The organism is Aeromonas molluscorum 848, from assembly GCF_000388115.1.
GTDB lineage: Bacteria > Pseudomonadota > Gammaproteobacteria > Enterobacterales > Aeromonadaceae > Aeromonas > Aeromonas molluscorum.
In genome coordinates, this window is record NZ_AQGQ01000035.1 from 18,930 (window position 1) to 27,787 (window position 8,858).

General features: G+C 60.6%; 8 protein-coding genes. 3 read left to right on the forward strand and 5 right to left on the reverse strand.

Annotated features, from left to right (window positions below; translation table 11 throughout):
- Window positions 1-47 precede the first annotated feature (47 nt).
- The gene (locus tag G113_RS07535) at window positions 48-641 is read right to left on the reverse strand and encodes a LysE family translocator (protein ID WP_005897982.1); all 594 of its coding nucleotides are present in this window, start codon (window positions 639-641) and stop codon (window positions 48-50) included.
- A gap of 165 nt (window positions 642-806) precedes the next feature.
- Here G113_RS07535 and glpE point away from each other — a divergent pair, with 165 nt between their 5' ends.
- Window positions 807-1,130: a thiosulfate sulfurtransferase GlpE gene (gene glpE / locus G113_RS07540; RefSeq protein ID WP_005897984.1), complete on the forward strand. Its 324-nt coding sequence runs from the start codon at window positions 807-809 to the stop codon at window positions 1,128-1,130.
- 29 nt (window positions 1,131-1,159) lie between these two features.
- Window positions 1,160-1,993, forward strand: coding sequence for a rhomboid family intramembrane serine protease GlpG (gene glpG / locus G113_RS07545; RefSeq protein ID WP_040319010.1), 834 nt, complete (start codon window positions 1,160-1,162; stop codon window positions 1,991-1,993).
- Window positions 1,994-2,090: 97 nt separating this feature from the next.
- Here the strand turns inward: glpG and G113_RS07550 are convergent, their stop codons facing one another.
- Complete coding sequence (locus tag G113_RS07550; protein WP_005897988.1) at window positions 2,091-4,520, reverse strand: VolA/Pla-1 family phospholipase; 2,430 nt, start codon at window positions 4,518-4,520, stop codon at window positions 2,091-2,093.
- A 293-nt stretch (window positions 4,521-4,813) separates the two neighbouring features.
- Here G113_RS07550 and ubiK point away from each other — a divergent pair, with 293 nt between their 5' ends.
- On the forward strand, window positions 4,814-5,071 hold the full coding sequence (gene ubiK, locus G113_RS07555; protein ID WP_005897990.1) for a ubiquinone biosynthesis accessory factor UbiK: 258 nt from the start codon (window positions 4,814-4,816) through the stop codon (window positions 5,069-5,071).
- Window positions 5,072-5,163: 92 nt separating this feature from the next.
- Here the strand turns inward: ubiK and fre are convergent, their stop codons facing one another.
- The 3 genes from fre to G113_RS07570 form a co-directional block, all read right to left on the reverse strand.
- Window positions 5,164-5,862, reverse strand: coding sequence for an NAD(P)H-flavin reductase (gene fre / locus G113_RS07560; protein WP_005897992.1), 699 nt, complete (start codon window positions 5,860-5,862; stop codon window positions 5,164-5,166).
- 146 nt (window positions 5,863-6,008) lie between these two features.
- On the reverse strand, window positions 6,009-7,478 hold the full coding sequence (gene ubiD / locus G113_RS07565; RefSeq protein WP_005897995.1) for a 4-hydroxy-3-polyprenylbenzoate decarboxylase: 1,470 nt from the start codon (window positions 7,476-7,478) through the stop codon (window positions 6,009-6,011).
- Between the two features lie 32 nt (window positions 7,479-7,510).
- Window positions 7,511-8,524 carry a hypothetical protein gene (locus G113_RS07570; RefSeq protein WP_005897999.1) on the reverse strand — a complete coding sequence of 338 codons (1,014 nt, stop codon included), beginning with the start codon at window positions 8,522-8,524 and terminating at the stop codon, window positions 7,511-7,513.
- Window positions 8,525-8,858: the final 334 nt, after the last annotated feature.

An 8,858-nucleotide genomic window follows, 5' to 3' on the forward strand; every position in this document is an offset into this window, starting at 1 on the left:
CACAAAGACCGCCTATCGCATGATGGGAAAATCGCCAGCGCGTCCATTCAGGGCTCCATCACCAGATAGAGGCCGCTGAGCAGAAGCAACGCCGCCATGGCCCGATTGAACCAGCGCAATCTGCGCTGGCACAGCAGCGCTCCCCGCAACTGGCTGCCGGCGTAGGCCCAGCAGGCAATGGACGCCAGACAGATCACCAAGTACAGCAGACAGAACAGCAGTACCTGCCCCGGACCGCCGATGGCACCGTAGGCACCCGCCCCCATGCTGGCGGCCAGCCAGGCCTTGGGGTTGAGCCACTGCATCACGGCCCCATGCCAAAACGCCGGAGATCGACTCGCCTTGGCACTCAAGCGCCCGTCATCCCTCAGCAGCAACCAGGCCATGTGGCAGAGGAAGAGCACCCCAGCCCAACGGATCCCGCTACCAAACACCGGCCAGCCCGATAACAGGGCACCAAAACCCAATCCCATCAGCAATAACAACAGGATAAAGCCCAGGGTCGCCCCAACCACGTGGCGCAGGCTGGCACGAAAGCCATATCTGGCGCCGTTGCTGAGGGCCACCAGATTGACGGGACCCGGGGTAATGGACATGGCCAGGGCGAACCCGGCCATGGATAACAGCAGACTCGTTTCCATGAGCAACACTCCAAAAAGATGAGAGGAGCCCACCCTAACCGCCCTGCTCTGCCCGGGTATTGAAGGAAATTGCGCACCACAGGCGCACAGCGGTGCATTGCACGCTTAGCGCGGGCTCGCCCATGGGGTAAACTGCAATCTTCTCGTTACTAGCAGGACAATGTCATGGATCAGTTTGCCCACATCAGCGCCCAGGATGCTTACGCCAAACTCGCCGCAGGCGAGGCCCGCCTGGTCGATATTCGCGATCCCCAGTCATTTGAGACATCCCATGCGGTGGGCGCCTTTCACCTGACCAATGGCAGCCTGGTACGCTTCATGGATGAGGTAGACTTCGATACCCCGGTGATCGTCATCTGCTACCACGGCAACAGCAGCCAGGGCGCCGCTCAATATCTGTTGCAACAAGGCTATGACGAGGTCTACAGCCTGGATGGCGGCTTCGAAGCGTGGCGCAAGGAGTTCCCCATCCAGGCGGGCGATGCATGAGCGGCGCCGATGAACGCGCCCCTGCCGGCATGATACAACTGCTGGTACTGGACAATGCCCGCATGGCCCAGGCGCTGGTCGACTACCTGGCTACCTTGGGCATCCCTTGCGAGCTGACCCAGTCAGAGCTTGGCGTCGGTGTCTGGCTCGCCGACGAGCAACGCCTCGCCCAGGCCCAGCTTGAGGTAAAGCGTTTCCTGATCGAGCCCAACCACCCCCGCTACATGGAAGCCTCCTGGCAATCCGGGCGGGCCGATGCCCGCATCGACTACAGCAAGGGGATGGCGGACCCCGTCACCGATTTCCTGCACCATGCTGGCCCCCTGACCCTGCTGGTGATCATCGCCTGCCTCGCTATCTATGCCCTGCAGGCCATAGGCCTGCCCATCTTTGATCTGCTGGCGTTTCACTCGACCCTGGCCCAGTTCTCCGATTGGCAAGCCTGGCGCTACCTGACCCCGGCCTTCATCCACTTCTCCATACTGCATCTGGTATTCAACCTGCTGTGGTGGTGGTATCTGGGTGGCCAGATAGAGCAGCGGCTCGGCAGTGGCAAGCTGTTCATCCTGCTGCTGGTCGGGGCGGCGCTGCCCAACATCGCCGAGTTCTTCGCCAGTGGCCCGCTGTTTGGCGGCCTCTCCGGTGTCGTCTATGCCCTGCTCGGTTACCTCTGGCTGCGGGGTCGCCTGCAACCCGAATCCGGCTTAGCCCTGCCCCCGGCGCTGATGGGTTTCATGCTGTTCTGGCTGGTGCTCGGCTTCTTCGACCTGCTCGGCACCAGCACGGCCAACATCGCCCATCTGGTCGGTCTGCTGGTCGGCCTGCTGCAAGGCTGGCTGGATCGCCACCACAAGCTGGCTTAACCGGGCTTCGGCAACATAGCGTCATCAAAAGAGCGCCATAAAAAACGCCGCCCCTGAGGGCGGCGTTTTGCTGGCTGGCTCACTCGAGCCTGCACACCTACTGCTTGATCAGCGTAGGATCCGTGACCTTGACCGCGGTACCGCCACTCATGAAGAAGCTGGCGAACTGGGTCTGCAGCTCGGTGGTAACCTTGCCGGTCGGATCGAAGTTCTCGTCCGGTGCCAGCAGCGAGCTGTGACCACCGGCCAGGATACGCACCGCATGGTGGCTGGCCGCGCCGGTTGCCGTCAGCGGCTGCAGGCCGAGCAGCTTGAACAACGGCTCGGTGCCACCCATCGGCGCCGTGCTGATGCTGTTCGGGATCACCTGATCCGGCAGGCTGCTGGCGCCATCGCCCACGATCTCGGAGGCAAACAGCGGGAAGTCCGCCTTGATGCCTGCCACTAGGTTGACCGGGTCAGCCGAATCCAGCACCGACTGGGCGGCGAAGCTGTAGCTTTGCAGGGTGCTGGCCGCCGTCGCCTGGCTGGCCGCATCCAGGCTAGGCAGGAACTCGTTGACGAAGCAGGTCGGCACCGCCGTCTGGCAGCTGGGTGCATAGGCGGTAAAGCCCGCCTTGAGCGCCGGGCTGCCTGCGGTCAGCACGCCCATCTTGATGGTCGGGCCGAAGGTCGGCGAGTTGAGCAGCAGCGGTGCTATGCCGCCACCCGGCATGGCCAGGCCGCCGGTGTCGAACTGGAACAGGCTATCTGCCAGAGCATTGCCAACACTCTGGTTGGAGACGGAGAGCAGATCGGCTCCCGAGATGGCGCCCAGAGAGTGCCCCAGGAAGTGTACCTTGAGCCCGGCGCCGCCGAGCTGGGTGCCCAGGCCTTTGGCATTGGCCAGCCCCACCGCCAGACGCAGACCGAGCAAGTCGGCCACGCTCTGTTTCAGGTTGTCCCGCGCCACCGTCAGGTAGCTCAGATTCAGATAGGGGGTCGGATTGCTCTCGGTCGTGACCGAATCCATGCTGCCGGTCAGGGCGTAGCCGCGCTCCCCGTGCAGCGGATGGTCGATCACCACCACGGCCACATTCTTCATGGCCTGCAGGCCAGCGCCAATCTGGCTCAGGGCGATGGCGTAGGCATTCTCCTTCACCGAGGTGACGCCATGCTGGTAGATGATGACGTCGGTGACGGTCTTCAAATCGGCAGTAGGGGCGAAGATGCGCATCGGCACCGACTGCACCTCGGTCAGGGCAGGCAACGGGTTGAAGCGACCGATATTCTGCTCGGCATCCAGCGGCTTGCCGCCCGAGGTGAGAGTCACCCCGATCAGCTTGCTCGCCTCGGCCAACAGCTCGGCCTGACGGGTAGGATCGGCAATCAACTCGCCCAGCAGGGCCGGATCCACGCTGGCACCGACCAGACCGCCGATCACCTCGCTGTCGTTCGCCTTCAGCGCATTGGCGATGGCGTAGAGGCTGGGGATGGCACCGTGCCAGGACTGGGTCTTGGCCTTGTCCCAGGAACCGGCGCTGGCCGGAGTCGCCAGGAAGTAAGGCAGCTTGACCGCCCCCGTGTAGACCTTGGTCAGATCGGCGATACCCTTCAACTGGGGGTTGTTGGTGATGGTGCTCTCCAGCAGGGATTTCTGCTCGTCCGGCAGGAAGGGCTCGGCAGCCAGCTGAGTCAGGAAATCGACCCCGGCATTGAGGTCCGTCATGGTGTAGGTCAGCGGCAGGCTGTCATTGCCCTCGGCATCCTGTTTCCACAAAGCGGCCGCATCCAGGGTCGGGCTCTTGAGAATGGAGGCCGCAGCCCCTTTCACCGCCAGCAACACATCGGCGCCGGACTGGGTACCGAACCAGTCGGAGAAGATGACATGGTCGCTGCTTACCCCGGTGGCCCCCTTGAACAGCGCCTCCTGCAGGGTCACCAGACCGTGTATGGTCTGCTCCTGAGCCGTGCTACCTGCGCTGCCCTTGAAGTTGCTGTAATCGCTACCGGCCTGCAGCGCCTTGCCTTCGCTGTCTTTCAGGCTGTCGGTGGCGACGATCATGTAATAGGAAGAGGGGTTGAGCGGCTTGAGCGGCACCAGGTTGAGCTTGCCTCCCGCACTGGCGACCACGTAATCGCTGCCGTAGGTCAGCACCTTCTTCACGCCGCTCGGACGCAGGGCTGCACTGTCGAACGCCAGCTCCAATAGATAGAGGGGAGCGACCGAGGCGCCGAATTCAGCCGCAGCGGGTGCAGGCACCTGGGTGCCCGAGCCGGTGACAGGGACAATCTGGATAGCCTGGGTGGTGGACCAACCATCCAGGGTAGACAGAGCTGAAACCGGGTTGGAGAGATCCGCCGTCTCGGTGGAAAACTTGAGGGTACCATCGCTGGCTCGTGCGGCCAGGGCGCTAGGCCGCACCGCATTGGAGCCAGTGAGCAGGTAATCCAGGTAGCTGGACGTGTCGTCATCCTTACTGTCACTGCCACCACAACCCGCCAGCAGAGCACTGAGCACGGCTACATAAACAAGCTTCTTTTTCATATCCATGTCTCTTCTAGTTGTTATCCATACGAGTCGACGCTTCATCGTCGCCACCAACATATTAACAGGCAAGCAACAATTATCACTCATCTGGTCAGTCATCTGATCTGCTTTTTTTGTGTACAAGGTCAAGGAATTGCATTTTCGACAGACTCAATAGGTTATCAGTGACAGCGCCTTCCCCTGCCCCGACCAGCCAGCAAAACCGGACGGCTTCGCAAAAATCCCCCTGGGATCGGCAAAGCAGGCAAATAGTCGGTAGAATAACGGCCATCAGATGAGGAGAAGATGTGATGATCGACCCGAAGAAACTGGAAGATATTGCCAAGCAGGTTCAAAACGCCCTGCCCCCCGGCATTCGCACCATGGGTGAAGAAGTAGAGAAGAAGATCCGCCAGGTACTGCAAGCGCAGCTCGGCAAACTGGACCTGGTCAGCCGCGAAGAGTTCGATGTGCAGACCAAGGTACTGCTGCGTACCCGTGAGAAGCTGACCGCTCTGGAAGCCAAGCTGGAACAGCTCGAGCAGAAGCTGGGTGGCAAGGGCGAATAGCCCCAGGGCTGCCGCGCCAGAAAACGAAAAACCCCAGCCAGGCTGGGGTTTGTTCTATCCACGTGTTCATCTGCAGGTTGAGCCGCAGATCATTAGATGAATTCGTAAGCGTCGCCGAAGATGCGCTCAGGCTCGGCACCCAGCAGTTTGAACTCTTCCCGCGCCGCGCCTGCCATCTCGAAACGACCCGCCACATAGATGTCGTAGTCATGCAGACTCACGAAGTCATCCATGATCGCCTTGTGTACCAGACCGGTGCGACCAGCCCAGTCAGCCTCGGGCTCCTGCACCACGGGGATGAAGGTGAGCGGTTCGTAGCTGGCAGCCCAGCGCTCCATTTCGGCCTGCTCATAGAGCCAATGGGCCTGACGCACGCCCCAGTAGAGGAAGACGGGGCGCTTGCTGCCGTTGGCAATCAAGGACTCCAGTATCGAGCGGGCATAGGAGAAGCCGGTGCCCCCCGCCATCAGGATCAACGGGCGGGGCGAGCTGTCTCGCAAGAAGGCCTTGCCAGCCGCCAGTTCCACTTCTATTTCACCTTGCTCGCGCATGCGGGCCAGCACCTGGCCGGCATAGGCATTCTCGGGGGTAGCCCCGATTTGCAGCTCCAGTACACCATCCCGGGTCGGCGAGTTGGCAATGGAGAAGGGTCGCTTGTCCGAATCGCTCATCACCACCAGCAGATACTGGCCCGGCTTGAAATTCACCTCTTGCAGTGGCGTCAGAGCCACGTGCCAGATGGTATCGACATATTCACGCAGCTCCGCTACGCGGCACTTGATACGTTGCATTCTATTCCTTGCGACGGGCCGAGCGACCCGCTCCTTTCATTGATTCAGACTCATGACCCAAGGGTCGTATGGTCGAGGATACCCAATTCCGTCCAAATGATATCCATCTTTCCGCCACCGCGATGCTAAGGCCACGCCTATCCAAGTCAGCCGAGAATATTCAACTCTGACCAGATGGCATCAATCTTTTGTTTGACGGCTTCATCCTGAACTATGGGTTGACCCCACTCGCGATTGCTCTCCCCCGGCCACTTGTTGGTGGCATCCAGTCCCATCTTTGAGCCCAGCCCCGAGACGGGCGAAGCGAAGTCGAGATAATCGATGGGGGTATGCTCGATGAGTGTGGTGTCCCGCGCAGGATCCATGCGGGTGGTGATGGCCCAGATCACATCCTGCCAGTTACGGGCATCGATGTCATCGTCGCAGACGATCACGAACTTGGTGTACATGAACTGGCGCAGGAAGGACCAGACCCCCAGCATCACCCGTTTGGCGTGGCCTGGGTAGCGCTTCTTGATGGTCACCACCGCCATCCGGTAGGAACATCCCTCCGGCGGCAGATAGAAGTCCACTATCTCCGGGAACTGCTTTTGCAGTATGGGGACGAATACCTCGTTGAGCGCCACGCCGAGCACGGCAGGCTCATCGGGCGGCCGGCCGGTATAGGTACTGTGGTAGATGGCATCCCGACGCATGCTGATATGGGTGATGGTGAACACCGGGAACTCATCCACTTCGTTGTAGTAACCGGTGTGGTCACCATAGGGCCCTTCCGGCGCCATCTCACCCGGCTCAAGATACCCTTCCAGCACGATCTCGGCGCTGGCTGGTACCTCAAGGTCGCAGCTCAGGGCCTTGGCCACCTCGGTGCGGCTGCCCCGCAGCAAGCCAGCGAAGGCATACTCGGAGAGCGAATCAGGCACCGGCGTCACGGCCCCCAGTATGGTGGCGGGATCGGCACCGAGTGCCACCACGACCGGGAAGCGCTTGCCCGGATGTGCCTCCTGCCATTCGCGAAAATCGATGGCACCGCCGCGATGATCGAGCCAGCGCATGATCAGCTTGTTCCTGGCGATCTTCTGCTGGCGATAGATGCCGAGATTCTGGCGCTGCTTGTAAGGACCACGGGTGATAGTGAGCCCCCAGGTGACCAGCGGGGCAACGTCTCCTGGCCAGCAATGCTGGATAGGCAACTTGTCCAGATCCACCTCATCCCCTTCCAGCACGAGCTGCTGACAAGGGGGCGATGAGACCCGCTTGGTCGGCATGTTGAGCACCTGCTTGAAGATGGGCAGCTTCTCCATCAGCTCCTTGAGACCACGAGGCGGCTCGGGCTCCTTGAGATAAGAGAGCCAGGTACCGACCTGACGCAAGGCACTCACGTCCTGCTGCCCCATTCCCATGGCGACGCGATCCGGGGTGCCAAACAGATTGGTCAGCACGGGCATCGAATAACCCTTGGGATTCTCGAACAACAGCGCCGGGCCACCGGCCCGCAGAGTACGGTCGCTGATCTCGGTCATCTCCAGGTAGGGATCGATCTCCTGGCTGATGCGCTTGAGCTGGCCTTTCTTTTCGAGCTGCGCAATAAAATCACGCAAGTCCTTGTATTTCATGCGGGTACCGGCTGGATTCAGGAGGTGAGGCATTATAACCCCGGCGGGGTCCCTGTTGTACCCGTATTGGGCGCCAACAGCAGGGAGATGTTCGGTCGACGTTCCATGCGTGTCAATTCATCGGCCAATCGTACCAGCAGTCTGGGTTCATCAACCTCGAGCAACAGGCTGGCGACCAGACCGCCATATTGGCTGTTGCCAAGCTCGGCCAGCAGGAAATCCTGGGCCTTGATGGGCAAGGGCGAGAGTTGGCTGAGAGCCTTCAGCGCGGGTCGTTTCAGCTTGGGGCTCTTGGTTGCGGCGATGAGCAGATCGCTCGCCGTTTCCCCATGTTGCAGGGAAGACAATGCCTTGAGAGCCACCAGGCTGTCATCGTCCACTGGCTGGCGCCACAGCATGAGAAAGAGTGAGGGTTCGCCCGTGCGCAGCAGCAATTGGCTCAGCAGCCGGTTATCGGGCAGAAATATGTTCAGCTTGCCCAGCGCTTGCGCCTGCTTATACAGCAAACCGGCCGGCAGCTGGGCTATCGCCTGGAGCAAAGCCTGCTGCTGCTGGGCCAGGAGGGGATTGCGGCTGTTGTAGATGCTCTTCCATTCGAAGCTGCCATTACTGAGTGCCTGTCGGTACTGTGCCTGCCAGTTCTGCTGTTGCCAATGGGTGAGCAACAGACGGGCCTCGGCGGGAAAATCATAGGCTGGCAGTTGCATCAGGAAGCCATCGACCTCCCCCTCGACCAGCCATTGAGGTGCCTTGGTTGACTGGGTCTGTACCCAAGATTGCAATAGTGCCGTGGCGGGTATGTGGTGCAGGTCTCTGATCAGCTGGTAGAGCAGAAATTCACGCTGCCCCAGACTGAGGGAGGCGAGCAAGGTATCCACCGCATCAAACTGACCGGCCTTGAGGTGCTCGAGTAGATAGCGCTGACTTTCGCGCAGTCCCTCATCGGCGACCAGGGCGCTCTTGATCGGGGGTGGCTTGCTGACAGGAGTGGCCGTGGCCGTTCCCGTCAGCAGACTGGCCAGCAACAACAAAATCAATCCTTTCATGACGTCTCTATCCATGTGACATCCAGGCTTCATAGTACGGTAAATCCTTTACCAAAAACCGCGATCCCACGCGGATTGCGTCATCTTGTGGCCAAATAGGCCAATCCATCCGCCATCCAGGGACAACGCCGACTGGCTGACCGGGGCCAGCCGCCTGCCCCAACAAGGCACCAAGGCGCGAATAAACAAAAACCGCGACCAAAAGGTCGCGGTTTGCACAGGGCTCGGCGAGTGCTTACTTCTGCTGACGACGCATGGAGTCGAAGAACTCGTCGTTGGTCTTGGTCGCGGCCAACTTGTCGATCAGGAACTCGATGCTGTCGATCTCACCCAT